This window comes from Cribrihabitans neustonicus (assembly GCF_048820895.1).
Taxonomy (GTDB): Bacteria; Pseudomonadota; Alphaproteobacteria; order Rhodobacterales; family Rhodobacteraceae; genus Cribrihabitans_A; species Cribrihabitans_A neustonicus.
The window spans coordinates 174,968-188,253 of sequence record NZ_JBMERQ010000006.1 but is presented as its reverse complement, the minus strand read 5'-3'; the positions used below and the strand labels follow the sequence as shown (position 1 = coordinate 188,253).

Genomic DNA, 13,286 nt, shown 5'->3' with positions numbered 1-13,286 from the left:
CAGGCACGCCCGCAGATCTGCAAAGACCAGTCCATGGCCGGCCACTGCCACCGGCTGAGCCAAAATCTTGCGGGGACCCGCAGACCGGAAAACCCCGGGAAGCGGCGCATTTGCAGCACCGGACATGGGGCCAGCGCGCAGGAAACAACGCCCGGCCATTCAGCCGGGCGCTGCAAAAAGGCGTATGGGAGGCGGGCCTCAGCCCAGCGCGCTGTCGCAGCGGCCGCAGACGCCGGGGTGCTTGTGGTCTCCCACGTCCGGCAGGATCTTCCAGCAGCGCTGGCACTTGCCGCCTTCCGCCTTCTCGAACACTACGGTGACGCCGTCGACCTCCGGCATGCGGAAGGCTTCGGCCGGGGCCGGGTCATTGGTCAGCCCAATGTCCGAGGTGATGCAGACATCGGCGAAATTCACCGATTTCAGGGCAGCCAGCACCTCCTTGTCGCGCACGTGCACAACCGGCGCCGCCTCCAGCGAGGCGCCGATCACCTTACCCGTGCGCTGCACCTCCAGCGCCGCGGTGACGACGCGGCGGGCCTGGCGGATCTTGGACCATTTGGCGGCCAGATCTACGTTCAGCCACTCAACGGGCGTTTCCGGGATGTCCTGCAGATGCACCGAGCTGTCCTCGCCCGGGTAGCGCTCAAGCCAGACCTCCTCCATGGTGAAGACCAAGACCGGAGCCAGCCAGGTGGTCAGCCGGTGGAACAGGATGTCCAGAACGGTGCGCGCGGCGCGGGCGTTGAGCGTATCGCCGTCGCAGTAGAGCGCATCCTTGCGGATGTCGAAGTAGAAGGACGACAGGTCCACCGTGGCAAAGTTGAACACCGCGGAGAACACGCCCTGGAAGTCGAACTCGCGGTAGCCCTTGCGCACCTTGGCGTCGAGCTCCGCCAGACGGTGCAGCACCCAGCGCTCCAGCTCCGGCATGTCTTCCGGCGCGACCCGCTGATCCTCGCGGAAATCCCCGAGCGAGCCCAGCAGGAAGCGCATGGTGTTGCGCAGGCGGCGGTAGCTGTCGGCGGTGCCCTTCAGGATCTCCGGCCCGATACGCTGGTCGGCGGTGTAGTCGGTCTGCGCCACCCAGAGCCGCAGGATGTCGGCGCCGTACTGCTTGACGACCTCCTCCGGCACGATGGTGTTGCCGAGCGACTTGGACATTTTCATGCCCTTCTCGTCCAGCGTGAAGCCATGGGTCACCACGTTTCGGTAGGGCGCGCGGCCCTTAGTGCCGCAGGCCTGCAGCAGCGAAGAGTGGAACCAGCCGCGGTGCTGGTCGGTGCCTTCCATGTAGACGTCGGCGATGCCGTCCTCGGTGCCGTCCTCGCGGTCGCGCAGCACGAAGGCGTGGGTCGAGCCAGAGTCGAACCATACATCCAGCACGTCGAAAACCTGGTCGAAATCATCCGGGTCGACGATGCCACCCAGCACCCGCGCCTTGAAGCCGTCCTGGTACCAGACATCGGCGCCGTGCTCCTCGAACTCCGCAACGACGCGCTTGTTGACCTCTTCGTTGCGCAGCAGGAAGTCCTGGTCTGTCGGCAGCCCGCCCTTCTTCGTGAAACAGGTGAGCGGCACGCCCCAGGCGCGCTGGCGCGAAAGCACCCAGTCCGGGCGGCTTTCGATCATCGAGTGCAGGCGGTTGCGCCCGGTTTGCGGCCACCACTTCACCAGCTCGTCGATCGAGCGCAGCGCGCGTTCGCGGATGGTATCGCCCATCTCCCCCATGCCGTCGTCCAGCTTCTGGTCGACCGCGGCGAACCACTGCGGCGTGTTGCGGTAGATCACCGGCGCCTTGGAGCGCCAGGAATGCGGGTAGCTGTGCTTGATCTTGCCGCGCGCCAGCAGGCCGCCAACTTCCGCCAGCTTGTCGATCACCGCGGTGTTGGCATCGCCCTCGCCGCCCTTGCGGTTGAGGATGTACTTGCCGCCGAAGAACGGCAGGTCCTTGCGGAAGGAGCCGTCGTTCATCACGTTGTAGGTGATTACCTGCTCCAGCATACCAAGGCCGCGGTAGAGCTCGTATTCTTCCATCCCGTGGCTGGGCGCGCAGTGCACGAAGCCAGTCCCCTCGGTGTCGGTTACGAAGTCCGCGGCGCGGAAATCCCGCAAGCCATCCCATTCGCCGTTGGCTCCTTCGGCATGAGCCAGCGGGTGCAGCAGCGACAGGCTCGACAGCTCATCGGCAGAGACGCCGCGCAGGCGCTTGTACTGCTCCCGGTTCAGCCGCGCGCGCTTGAAGACATCCGCGGCCAGGTTGTCGGCCAGCAGGTAGCGCTCGCCCGTCTTGGCCCAGCACTCGTCCGGCGTGCCGGTCACCTCGTAGAGGCCATAGGAGATATCCTCACCGTAGACCACCGCCTTGTTCGAGGGCATGGTCCAGGGCGTGGTGGTCCAGATTACCACGAAGGCGCCTTCGAGGTCCTGCGCCACGATCGCTGAGTCGGCACCTGCGAAATCCGCATCTTCACCGTCGGGGGCGACAAAGCCGCCCGCCTCGGCCACCTTGAACTTCACCCAGATCGTGAAGCTTTCCTTGTCGTGATACTCCACCTCGGCTTCGGCCAGGGCCGTCTTCTCGACAGGCGACCACATCACCGGCTTCGAGCCCTGGTAGAGCGTGCCGTTCATCAGGAATTTCATGAACTCGTCGGCGATCACCGCCTCGGCGTGGTAGTCCATGGTGATGTAGGGACCGGCCCAGTTGCCGGTGATGCCGAGACGCTTGAACTCCTCGCGCTGGACATCGATCCAGCCCTCGGCGAACTTGCGGCATTCGCGGCGGAAGTCCACCACGTTCACCTCGTCCTTGTTCTTGCCCTTCTTGCGGTACTGCTCCTCGATCTTCCATTCGATCGGCAGGCCGTGGCAGTCCCAGCCGGGCACGTAGCGCGCGTCGTGGCCCATCATCTGGTGGCTGCGCACGATCATGTCCTTGATGGTCTTGTTCAGCGCGTGGCCGATGTGCAGGTGGCCGTTCGCGTAAGGGGGGCCGTCGTGCAGTGTGAAGGGGGTGCGCTCCTTGTCCGTGCCCCTGGCGTCGGCGGCCTTCTCGCGCAGCTTGTCGTAGACGCCGATCTTTTCCCAGCGCTCCAGCCAGGCGGGCTCGCGCTTGGGCAGGCCCGCGCGCATCGGGAAATCGGTCTGGGGCAGGTTCAGCGTGTCTTTGTACTCAGGCGTCTGGGGCGTGTCGGCGCACATCGGGGGCGTCCTTTGGATATCTGGTCAAATTTCGGGATATTCGCTTCGGTGCGACGGCTCAAGCACCTTTGCCCGGCGGCTCCTGCAATGGGTCAGAGCGCCGGGGATATAATTCGAATAATGATTGCCGCAGCTTGGCACATGGGAGGGTTTATAGGCAGGCAAGGAGCCGGGGTAAAGCGGCAGTTGCGCCACTCAGGATCAGCCGTGAAACCCGCGCAAAATGTTTCGCGCGCGAAACATTGGGGCAGGGTCGCTGACCCATGCGGCAGATGCGCCCAGAAGCTGTACAGCGGCTTTTCCCTGCCCGTGAAAAGCGTTACCACGCAGCGCAATCGTCTTCCTTTGGAGCCCGCCATGGCCGACGCCCCCACCCTGCCGCTTGCCCGGTTCGAAATAACGCCTGCGCAGATTGCCCGCGTGGTCGCGGTGTTTTACGCGCGCGTGCGGGCGCACGCCGTGCTGGGGCCGGTGTTTGCCGCCCATGTTGCGGACTGGCCGCAGCACGAAGAAAAGATCGCCCGCTTCTGGCGCAATGCGATCCTGCGGGAGAAGAGCTACAGCGGCAATCCAATGCGCGATCACGTGACGCGGCCCGACGTGCAGGCGAAGCATTTCCCGCTCTGGCTCGGGCTGTTTCACGAAGTGCTGCGGGAAGAGCTGCCGGAGGTCACCGCGCAGCAATGGGGCGCGCTGGCGGACCGGATCGGAGAGGGCTTCCGCACCGGTATCGTGGCCATGCGTCAGCCCAAGGACGCGCCGCCCAAGCTGTTCTGATCCCGCCGCAAAAGGCGCCCTCCCGCGCCCGCGGATGCCCGGCTGCGCCGGACACGCCTTCCGGCCTTGGGCCGCGCTCGGGCTGCGCCCGAGCCTGGGGCGTGCACGGCTATTTTTCCTTGGAAAACAGCCCCGTCAGCGCGCGCTGGACAACCCGGCGAGTACTCGGGCGCATCGCCTTGGAAAACGGCATCGGGCGGCAGACCTCCATCGCGGCGATGCCGACCCGCGCGGAGAGCGCGCCGTTCACCAGACCCTCCCCGAAGCGGCGGGAGAACTTGGCCGCGACCGAGCCGCCCAGCACCGGTTCCAGCAGGTCATCGCCCGCCGCCACCGCGCCGGTTGCCGCCAGATGCGCGAGCACTGCGCGGGTCAGGCGCCAGGCGCTGAAGAAGCCGGGGCGGCCGCCATAGATCGCCGCCACCCGGCGGATCATCCGCAGCGAAGAAAGGAGCGCCGCCAGCACATCGGCCAGCGCCATCGGCACCAGCGCGGTGACCGCCGCCACCTGTCGCGCGGCGGCCTCTACCTCGCGCAGGGCGGCGGCATCGAGCGGTGCCAGAAGTTCGGCCTCGGTGAGTTGCAGAAGCGCGTCGGCGTCCATCACCTCTGCCTTGTGCTCGTCCAGGCGGGCGCGCTGCCAGGAGAGGCGGGCGCGGCCCGCGTAATGCGCCTCCAGCGCGGCGGTGAATTGGCGGGCGGCTTCGAGGTCGCTCACTTCCACCGCCTGCTGGCGCAGCGCATCGACCCGGCGCAGGCGCGACAGGGCGGCAAGTTCGCGCAGGGCAAGCCCCAGCCCCAGCAGTAAAAGCAGCGCAAATCCCGCGCTCACTGCCCAGCCCAGCACCGGCACGCGGTCCACGAGGCCAACAGCGAAATCCCAGACCGCGACCGAGACCATCGCGGCAATCAACGCCCCCAGCAGCGCCCAGAACCAGCGCGCCAGCCGCGAGGGCTTGCGGGCGGCAAGCCGGGCGGCCTGTTCCATCGCGGACGGCAAAGCCTCGCCCGCAAGCGCGCCTTCCGGATCGGGGACCGGCGCGGCCTCGGCCACCGGCGGTGCGCTGGCGGCACCCTCGGCATCGAGGTCAAAGAGGACGGGCTTCTTGCTCATGCTGCGGCCTCCTTAAGGGTCTCGCGGGCAGCGCGCCATTCGTAGGCAATGTCCGGCAGCCCTTCGGGGTTGCCGGAGCCATCGCCCTGCCCGGTCTGCACGAAACCCTGCTGGCGGTAGAACGCGCGGGCGCGGGCGTTGGCGGCAAAGGTGCGCAGCCTCAGCCGCGGCGCCCGGGTCTTGGCCGCGCGGATCAGGGCGCTGCCCACGCCCAGACCGCGGGCGGCGCCGGCCACGTAGAGCGCGCAGAGCTCTTCGCGGTCGCGGGCGGCGAAGCCCAGCACCCGGCGGCCCCGCGCCGCCACGGTGACCCAGCCGCGGTCGATCATCACGCCGCAGAAGGAGATCGTCTCGGCGCTGGAATAGAGATCGGGCATCCAGGGGGTCTCCTGCTGGAAGGCGTGCAGGATCTCGCCGGTGGCGCCCGCGTCCAGGGCGGTTGCGGGACGCAAGGTCACGGGGCCCGGTTTTACGGCAGTCTTGCGCATCAGAGCACGTCTCCGAACAAAAACTCGGCGGCGCGGTCGAGCCGGATGTGCGGCGGGCCGCTGCCTGGTTTCAGGGTCAGGGGCGCCGGGGCAAAGGCCATCGCCTGGTATTCGCCATCGAGCCAGCGCGCGGCACCCTCTCTCGCCGGAGCAAGCAGGCGGGCCGGGTCCTCGGGCAGCGCGCCGGGGTAGAACGCCGCCTGGCGGCCGGTCTCCAAGAGCGTGCCGCGCACGCAAGGCAGCTCGCCGCCCTGATGCGGGCGCATCTCCTCGGTCGTGGTGCGCAAGGACGCCATCGCCAGCGCCGCGGTCCTGGCGCCGGCAAAGCGGGCGCGGTCGCGGGCCTCCTGCGTGAGGGCCTCGATGATGGCGGTCATCTGCGGGTGCTGGGCGTGATGCAGATGGTCGGCCTTGGTGGCGGCAAAAAGGATCTTCTCCACCCGCTTGCCGCCGAGGAGCCGGGTCAGGAAGCGGTTGCGGCCGGGGCGGAAGGCCGCGAGGATGTCGCCCATCGCGTGGCGCAGGTCCTCCACCGCCTGCGGGCCGGAGTGGATCGCGGATAAAGCGTCGACCAGCACCACCTGGCGGTCGATGCGGGCGAAATGGTCGCGGAAGAAGGGTTTCACCACCTTGGACTTGTAGGCCTCGAACCGGCGTTCCATCTCGCGCCAGAGGCTATTGCGCGCAGCGCCCTCGGCGGGCGGCAGCGGTGCGAAGGTGAGCACCGGCGAGCCTTCGAGATCGCCGGGCAAGAGGAAGCGCCCCGGGGTGCAATCGTAAAAGCCGGCCCTGCGGGCGGCGTGGAGGTAGCCCGTGAAGGCCGCTGCCAGCGCCTGCGCGCGCGGCTCGTCCCTTGGGGCTGCGGCGTCGGTCTGGCGCTGCTCGGCCAGGAAGGCCTGCGCCTCGGGCCGGGTTTGGATGCGGGCGAGCACTTCGGTGGACCATTCGGCGTAGCCCTTGTCGAGGAGCGCGAGGTCCAGCAGCCATTCGCCGGGGTAGTCGACGATATCCAGATGCAGCGTGCGCAGCCCCTGCAGCCCCGACAGAAGGCCCGCGGGCCGCACCCGCAGGCTGAGACGCAGCTCGGAGACCGCGCGGGTGCTGTCCGGCCAATGGGGTGACGGCCCGGTCAGCGCCGCGAGGTGGTTTTCATAGTCGAACCGCGGCACGGTGTCGTCGGGCTGGGGCTGCAGGAAGGCGGCCTCGATCCTGCCCTCGCGCGCGGCGGCGAGCTGCAGCATGCGGCCGCGTTCCAGCATGTTGGCGACCAGCGAGGTGATGAAGACGGTCTTGCCCGAGCGCGCAAGCCCAGTGACGCCGAGCCGCAAGGGCCGGTCGAACAGCGCCGAGGAGACGCTGCCGGTGAGGCTCTCCACGCCGCTCAAGACCCCGTCTGCAAGGGAGGATATCACCAAGTCTGTCGCCCCGCTCTGCCCGTTGTTGTTGGGGTCAAGATAGGCCGCGGGGGGCCGGGATGCCACCCAAGCCGCCGCGACCATTGCACAAAGGCCGCGAAGCGCGGCCTGCGGCACACAGGTCCGTACTGCCCCTGCGCAGCAAGGCTTGCTCCCGCCGCGGCGGCGCGGTACTTGCCGCGCCATGCCGCGTTTTGCTCTGAAAGTCGAATATCACGGGAAGCCTTTTGCCGGCTGGCAGAGGCAGAAGGACCAGCCCTCGGTGCAGGGGGCGATCGAGGCGGCGCTGGCGCGGCTCGAACCGGGGGAGCACACCATTGCCGCCGCCGGGCGCACCGATGCCGGCGTGCATGCGCTGGGTCAGGTGGCACATTGCGACCTGCGCAAAGAATGGGACCCGTTCCGCTTGTCGGAGGCGCTGAATTACCACTTGAAGCCCGCTCCGGTGGCAATCGTGGCCTGCGCGCGGGCCGCGGACGACTGGCACGCGCGGTTCTCGGCCGTGGAGCGGCAGTATCTGTTCCGCATACTGATCCGCCGCGCACCTGCCACCCATGATGCGGGCCAAGTCTGGCAGCTCGGCCATGACCTCGACACCGCGGCCATGCAGGAAGGGGCGAACTACCTGATCGGCCACCATGATTTCACCACCTTCCGCTCCACCATCTGCCAGGCGGCAAGCGCAGTGAAGACGCTGGATGAGCTGACGGTGGAGCGGGTGCAGGGGCTGTCGGGGCCGGAGATCCACTTCCACGTGCGCGCCCGAAGTTTCCTGCACAACCAGGTGCGCAGCTTTGTCGGCACACTGGAGCGGGTCGGCGCCGGGGCCTGGGCGCCCGAAGACGTGAAGGCCGCGCTGGAGGCGCGGGACCGGGCGGCCTGCGGGCCGGTGTGCCCGGGTCATGGGCTCTATCTGGCGCGGGTCGGCTACCAGGACGATCCCTTCGCCGGAGCTGGAGCCTGAGCGGGCGGGCGGCCGTCTGCTCGCGGCCGCCCTGCCCTTTCAGATTTTCTCCTGCGTGTGCTTGCGCAGCTCCGCCCTTGCGACCTGGCGGCGGTGCACCGCATCCGGTCCATCGGCAAGGCGAAGGGTGCGCACATGGGTCCAGGCGCGCGCCAGCGGCGTGTCCTGCGAGATGCCCTGCCCGCCATGCATCTGTACCGCCTCGTCGATCACCTTGAGCGCGACCTGCGGCGCCACCACCTTGATCTTGCTGATCCACGGCGCGGCGGCACGGGGATCGCCCTGGTCCATATACCAGGCGGCCTTGAGGCACAGGAGCCGGGCCATTTCGATCTCCATGCGGCATTCGGCGATGATGTCGTAATTGGCGCCCAATGCGGACAGCGGCTTGCCGAAGGCCTCCCGCGAGAGCGAGCGCCTGCACAGCAGTTCCAGCGCCGCCTCCGCCTGGCCGATGGCGCGCATGCAGTGATGAATGCGCCCGGGGCCAAGGCGGCCCTGGGCGATCTCGAAACCGCGGCCCTCATCCAATAGCATGTTCTCCGCGGGCACCCGCACATCAGTGAAGCGCATGTGCATGTGGCCGTGCGGCGCGTCGTCGTCGCCGTAGACTTGCATCGGGCGCAGCACTTCGATCCCCGGCGTGGCGGCGGGGACCACGATCATCGAGTGGCGCTGATGCTTGGGCTTGTCGTCTCCGCCGGTGCGGACCATCACGATATAGACCTTGCAGCGCGGATCGCCCGCACCGGAGGCCCACCATTTCTCGCCATTCAGCACATAGGTGTCGCCGTCGCGCACGCAGGACATCGACACGTTTGTGGCATCCGAGGACGCCACATCCGGCTCGGTCATCAGATAGGCGGAGCGGATCCCGCCGTCCAGAAGCGGCGCCAGCCACTCCTGCTTCATCGCCTCCGTGCCGTAGCGCTCGAAGACCTCCATGTTGCCGGTGTCGGGCGCGGAGCAGTTGAAGACCTCGGCGCCAAGCGGTGTCTTGCCCATCTCCTCGGCGAAATAGGCGTATTCGACCGTGGTAAGCCCCAGTCCGCGGGCGCTGTCGGTGAGCCAGAAGTTCCACAGGCCCTCTTCCTTGGCGCGCGCCTTCAGCCCTTCGAGGATCTCCGCCTGCCGCGGGGTGTACTGCCAGCGGTCCCCCTTGCCGATCTCGGCGTGGTACTCCGCCTCCAGCGGCATGATCTCGTCCCGCACCATCGCGGCCACCTTGTCCAGGAGGGCGCGGGTTTTCTCCCGCATGCCGAAATTCATGTCCATTGCTGCCTCCCCGACCGCTTTGCGCTTTGGCTGAAACCATGGCTTAGTCGCGGCGCGGCTGTCCAGCCGGGTGACGGAACGTCACCGGCGGCAGCGGGATAACACGCAGGGAGGAAGGCATGGCATTGCTGATCAGTATCGGGCACGCGGGCTGGTACAGCGAGGAGGACCTGGCAGCCGAGCTGTGCAAGCTGGCGCCGGGGGCGGATATCCGGCCAGCCTCCGCGCCCGGCAACCTGGAAGAGATCACCATGCTCGCGGTCTCCTCGCTGAAGAGCGATCTGCCGGCGCGGTTGCCCGGCCTCAGGCTGGTACAGAAACTGGGCGCGGGCGTGGAGACCATCGTCGCGCACCCGGATCTGCCCGCACATGTGCGCGTCGCCCGGCTGAAGCCGCAGGAACCGGCGCGGGAGATCGCGGAATACTGCCTTGCCTACATCCTGCGCGCGCAGCGCAACATGGTTCATCACGCGGCGGCGCAGGCGCGGGCCGAGTGGGACCCGGTGGCGCCGAAACGCGCGGCAGAGACCACGGTGGCGGTACTGGGTCTCGGCCATATCGGCGGCCTCTGCGCGCGGCTGATGCGGGACATGGGGTTCCGGGTGGAGGGCTGGAGCCGCTTGCCCAAGGAGATCGAGGGCGTTGCCTGCCATCACGGCGCCGAAGCGCTGCCCGAGGTGCTGGGCCATGCCGATCACGTCTGCGCGATCCTGCCCTCGACACCCGAAACGCGGGGCATGTTCGGCGCGGAATTGCTGGCGGCGATGAAGCCCGGCGCCACTCTGATCAACGCGGGCCGCGGCGATCTGATCGATGAGGCCGCCCTGCGCGCCGCGCTGGATGCAGGCCGGCCGGGTGCCGCGGTGCTCGACGTGCTGAGCCGCGAGCCGCTGCCCGCGGACGATGCGCTCTGGACGCATCCGGCGGTGACCATCACGCCGCATGTCTCTGGCTGGCACCTGGGCGATGCGCTGGGGGACGTGGTGGAAAACCTGCGCCGCCTTGAGGCGGGCGAGCCGCTCCTGCACGAAGTCGACCGCGCCCGCGGCTATTGAAACCCCGCGCGCTTCCTCTTGCCAAAAATATCCCCGCCGGAGGCACCGCGCAGCGGTTCACATTGCCAGCGGCCGAACGCTGAGCCGCGCATCGGCGGGGCGCGCGGCAGAGATCGGAACGGAAGTGTCTGGCAGTTTATCCCGGCAAAATCCGCCGACCGTCTCGAGGGGACCGCCCAGATGCAGCCAATTCGCGGGCGCGCGCCGTCGATGCGCGGCGGCCTGCGGGCTTGTTCCGCGCAGTGCGGCACAAATCCGGCTCAGGCGCGGTAATCCGGATTTTCGTAATCGAAGCGGCAGCCCGCCTTCCAGGCGGTGCGGTCGTTGCCCTCCTTGGGATAACCGCCCGCATCGCGCAGCATTGCCGCCAGGTGCAGGAGGTTCCAGGTCATGATCGTGGTGTTGCGCTGGGTGAACTCATTCTCGAAACCGGCGGGCTTTCCGTCCACCTCGTCGCCGTAGGAAGGCCCCGGCCCGGCCTCGCCGATCCAGCCGCAGTCGGCCTGCGGCGGGATCGTGTAGCCCAGATGGCTGAGCGCGTAGCAGATCGTCATCGCGGTGTGCTTGATGCCGTCCTCGTTGCCGGTGATCACGCAGCCCCCCGCCTTGCCGTAGAAGATCGACTGCCCCTTGCCATTGAGCTCCCCGCTCATTCCGTAAAGCCGCTCGATCAGCACCCGGCAGACCGAGCTTTCCTCGCCCAGCCAGATCGGGGTGCCGATCACCAGGATCTGCGCCGCCTGCACCTTGTCCCAGATCGCGGGCCAGTCGTCGCGCTCCCAGCCCTGTTCGGTCATGTCGGGGTAGACGCCGGGCGGCACCTGATGGTCGAGCATGTGCAGATGCTCCACCTCGGCGCCGTTTTTCTCCATGATCCTGGCGGAGGCATTCATCAGGAGCCGCGTGTGGCTCTTGCTGCCGTCCTTCTTCAGCGATGTATTGATGAACAGGGCCTTCAGCCCGGAAAAATCCGCCATGGTCCGCCTCCTCGCGCGCTGGGGTGTGCCTGGCGGTGCAAGCTAGCACGGCATTGGGCGGGGTCAGGGAATATGGCGGATTCGTGATGACTCCCGGGCCGCCGCATCTTGGCGCCCGGGAGCACGGGGCTTCAGCTGATGAAGTCCTTGTAACCCGCTTCGTCCATGTAGTCGTCCATCGGCGACAGGTCGGAGGCCTTGATCTTGAAGAACCAGGCCGCGCCTTCGGGGTCCTCGTTCACCTTGCCGGGGTCATCGGCCAGCGCCTCGTTCACTTCAACGATCTCACCGTCGAGCGGAGCCAGAATATCGGAGGCCGCCTTCACCGATTCGATCACTACGATCTCGTCGTCCTTGGAGACCTCGGTGCCCGCTTCCGGCAGCTCGATAAAGACCACGTCGCCCAGCTGCTCGGCCGCGTGGGCAGTAATGCCAACGGTGACGAGGTCGCCTTCGGCTTCGAGCCACTCGTGTTCCTCGGTGTATTTCATGGTGATTTTCCCTCTTGCAGATGTGGCGGGACAGGCTGGAGCTTCGAAGCTCAGGCTACCCATGCGATGGCCGCGCCGCAAGCGGCTGAACCGGTCAGAACAGGCCGGAGTATTCCGTCTGCTCCCAGCTGCTCACGTGGTCGAGGTAGCGGTCCCATTCGCTGCGTTTGAGTTGCAGGAGGTAGTCGGCCACCCCCGCCCCCAGCGCGGCGCGGCAGAAAGCGGAGCCGGCAAAGGCATCGAGTGCCTGGCCCAGCGAACGCGGCAGCATCGCGGCTTCCGTGCCCAAGGGCGCCGCGGCCGCCGGCGGCGGGGTGAGGCCCGCCTCCATCCCCGCCATCCCCGCGTGAATCTGCGCCGCGAGCGCGAAATAGGGGTTTGCCGAGATGTCCGGCGCGCGGTTTTCGATCCGGCTGGCGGCATCGCCGGGGGTCAGCAGTGCGCGCAGCATCACCCCGCGGCTGCCTTCGCCCCAGGCAATCCGGCAGGGTGCCAGCCGGCCGGGACGGTAGCGCTTGTAGCTGTTGACGGTGGGCGCGTTCAGAACCGAGGTCTCGGAAGCATGGGCGAGCAGCCCGGCGATCCAGCCCGCGGCCTCGGGCGTCAGCTGCCCTTCGGTTTCGGGCGTGAACAGGTTGCGGCCGGTATTGCGCGCGATCAGCGACTGGTGCAGGTGCCAGCCGGAGCCCATGTCCTGCGCATTTTCCGAATGATCTGCCTGCGCCGGGCGCGGCATGAAGCAGGCGTCATAGCCTTCGCGGGCACAGACCTCCCGCGCAAGCGTGCGGAACATCACCAGCGCGTCGGCCTGCTGCCGCGCCGGCCCGGGCGCAAAGGAGAACTCAACCTGCCCCGCGCCCGCCTCGATCTCGACCGAGCGCACGGGGAGACCCAGTGCCTGCGCATGGCGCCGCATCGCATCCAGCAGCGGCTCCAATTCGCCATAGCGGCTCGCGCTCATGTAGCGGCCCGTCCCGGCCCCCGCGGCGGGGAAGATATGGAACTCCACCTCCTGCCCGAAGCGCGCCTCCAGCCCCTGTTCCGCCAGCCGCGCCCCGGCACGCGCGAGGACCGCGTCCGGCGCAAAGGCCAGCGGGCGGCCATCCGGGTGGACCGGTGTGCACAGTATCCAGGCCGAGCGCGGCGACCAAGGCAGCAGGCGGAAAGTCTCAGGCCGCGGCACCAGCAGCACATCTCCGGCCCCGTGCAATGGCGCCGGGCTGTCCGCATCCCAGACCGCAAAGGCCGTGCGCTGCGCCGTGTCTTTGAGGAGCAGCGTAGAGGGTACGGTAAGCCCGCCGGCCAGCACGCTCTCCGCCGCCTCCGCCGTCACTGCCTTGCCGCGCAGCACGCCGTGCTGGTCGGCAAAGAGCACCCGCAGTGTCTCTATCCCCTCCGCGCGCAGCTGGGCCAGCACCTCGCCCGCCCGGGCTGCGGCCTGTGGCGCCTGCAATCCCAGCCGGGCCAGCCGGCCGGGTTTTGTGTCTTGCGCCATTGCCGCCTCCCCCAAGTGCCTGATCTTCCACATG

At 68.0% G+C, this 13,286-nt stretch carries 11 protein-coding genes; 3 read left to right on the top strand and 8 right to left on the bottom strand.

Annotated elements, in window-relative coordinates:
- Positions 1-198: 198 nt before the first annotated feature.
- On the bottom strand, positions 199-3,201 hold the full coding sequence (gene ileS, locus ACOHWE_RS14350) for an isoleucine--tRNA ligase (RefSeq protein WP_420667339.1): 3,003 nt from the start codon (positions 3,199-3,201) through the stop codon (positions 199-201).
- A 357-nt stretch (positions 3,202-3,558) separates the two neighbouring features.
- On the opposite strand from ileS, the gene ACOHWE_RS14345 reads away from it, so the two are divergent.
- Positions 3,559-3,978 carry a group III truncated hemoglobin gene (locus ACOHWE_RS14345; protein WP_420667337.1) on the top strand — a complete coding sequence of 140 codons (420 nt, stop codon included), beginning with the start codon at positions 3,559-3,561 and terminating at the stop codon, positions 3,976-3,978.
- Positions 3,979-4,087: 109 nt separating this feature from the next.
- Here the strand turns inward: ACOHWE_RS14345 and ACOHWE_RS14340 are convergent, their stop codons facing one another.
- Genes ACOHWE_RS14340 through ACOHWE_RS14330 form a run of 3 tightly spaced genes read right to left on the bottom strand, consistent with a single transcriptional unit; the run spans position 4,088 to position 6,995 of the window.
- The gene (locus ACOHWE_RS14340; RefSeq protein ID WP_420667336.1) at positions 4,088-5,092 is read right to left on the bottom strand and encodes a YcjF family protein; all 1,005 of its coding nucleotides are present in this window, start codon (positions 5,090-5,092) and stop codon (positions 4,088-4,090) included.
- Positions 5,089-5,550 (bottom strand): GNAT family N-acetyltransferase, encoded by a 462-nt coding sequence (locus tag ACOHWE_RS14335; RefSeq protein ID WP_420667335.1) that lies wholly within the window; start codon positions 5,548-5,550, stop codon positions 5,089-5,091. The genes ACOHWE_RS14340 and ACOHWE_RS14335 overlap by 4 nt, the downstream gene beginning before the upstream one ends.
- Positions 5,551-5,579: 29 nt before the next feature.
- On the bottom strand, positions 5,580-6,995 hold the full coding sequence (locus tag ACOHWE_RS14330) for a YcjX family GTP-binding protein (protein WP_420667334.1): 1,416 nt from the start codon (positions 6,993-6,995) through the stop codon (positions 5,580-5,582).
- Positions 6,996-7,179: 184 nt separating this feature from the next.
- Here ACOHWE_RS14330 and truA point away from each other — a divergent pair, with 184 nt between their 5' ends.
- The gene (gene truA, locus ACOHWE_RS14325; RefSeq protein ID WP_420667332.1) at positions 7,180-7,959 is read left to right on the top strand and encodes a tRNA pseudouridine(38-40) synthase TruA; all 780 of its coding nucleotides are present in this window, start codon (positions 7,180-7,182) and stop codon (positions 7,957-7,959) included.
- Between the two features lie 39 nt (positions 7,960-7,998).
- Here truA and ACOHWE_RS14320 read toward each other — a convergent pair whose 3' ends face one another.
- Positions 7,999-9,234: an acyl-CoA dehydrogenase family protein gene (locus tag ACOHWE_RS14320; protein WP_420667331.1), complete on the bottom strand. Its 1,236-nt coding sequence runs from the start codon at positions 9,232-9,234 to the stop codon at positions 7,999-8,001.
- A 119-nt stretch (positions 9,235-9,353) separates the two neighbouring features.
- Between ACOHWE_RS14320 and ACOHWE_RS14315 the strand changes: the two genes are divergently transcribed.
- A complete protein-coding gene (locus ACOHWE_RS14315) occupies positions 9,354-10,289 on the top strand; it encodes a 2-hydroxyacid dehydrogenase (RefSeq protein WP_420667330.1) in 936 nt (311 codons plus the stop codon).
- A 260-nt stretch (positions 10,290-10,549) separates the two neighbouring features.
- Here ACOHWE_RS14315 and ACOHWE_RS14310 read toward each other — a convergent pair whose 3' ends face one another.
- From ACOHWE_RS14310 to ACOHWE_RS14300, 3 genes are all read right to left on the bottom strand, one after another.
- Entirely contained in the window at positions 10,550-11,266 is a 717-nt protein-coding gene (locus tag ACOHWE_RS14310) for a flavodoxin family protein (protein ID WP_420667328.1), read from the bottom strand.
- Between the two features lie 131 nt (positions 11,267-11,397).
- Complete coding sequence (gene gcvH / locus ACOHWE_RS14305; RefSeq protein WP_420667327.1) at positions 11,398-11,757, bottom strand: glycine cleavage system protein GcvH; 360 nt, start codon at positions 11,755-11,757, stop codon at positions 11,398-11,400.
- 94 nt (positions 11,758-11,851) lie between these two features.
- Positions 11,852-13,252: a glutamine synthetase family protein gene (locus ACOHWE_RS14300; RefSeq protein WP_420667326.1), complete on the bottom strand. Its 1,401-nt coding sequence runs from the start codon at positions 13,250-13,252 to the stop codon at positions 11,852-11,854.
- Between the last annotated feature and the right edge of the window lie 34 nt (positions 13,253-13,286).

Coding starts and splice junctions, on each gene's coding strand:
- ACOHWE_RS14320 (WP_420667331.1), bottom strand. CDS start 9,234: ATGGACATGAATTTCGGCATGCGGGAGAAAACCCGCGCCCTCCTGGAC.
- ACOHWE_RS14315 (WP_420667330.1), top strand. CDS start 9,354: ATGGCATTGCTGATCAGTATCGGGCACGCGGGCTGGTACAGCGAGGAG.
- ACOHWE_RS14340 (WP_420667336.1), bottom strand. CDS start 5,092: ATGAGCAAGAAGCCCGTCCTCTTTGACCTCGATGCCGAGGGTGCCGCC.
- truA (WP_420667332.1), top strand. CDS start 7,180: ATGCCGCGTTTTGCTCTGAAAGTCGAATATCACGGGAAGCCTTTTGCC.
- ACOHWE_RS14300 (WP_420667326.1), bottom strand. CDS start 13,252: ATGGCGCAAGACACAAAACCCGGCCGGCTGGCCCGGCTGGGATTGCAG.
- gcvH (WP_420667327.1), bottom strand. CDS start 11,757: ATGAAATACACCGAGGAACACGAGTGGCTCGAAGCCGAAGGCGACCTC.
- ACOHWE_RS14345 (WP_420667337.1), top strand. CDS start 3,559: ATGGCCGACGCCCCCACCCTGCCGCTTGCCCGGTTCGAAATAACGCCT.
- ileS (WP_420667339.1), bottom strand. CDS start 3,201: ATGTGCGCCGACACGCCCCAGACGCCTGAGTACAAAGACACGCTGAAC.
- ACOHWE_RS14310 (WP_420667328.1), bottom strand. CDS start 11,266: ATGGCGGATTTTTCCGGGCTGAAGGCCCTGTTCATCAATACATCGCTG.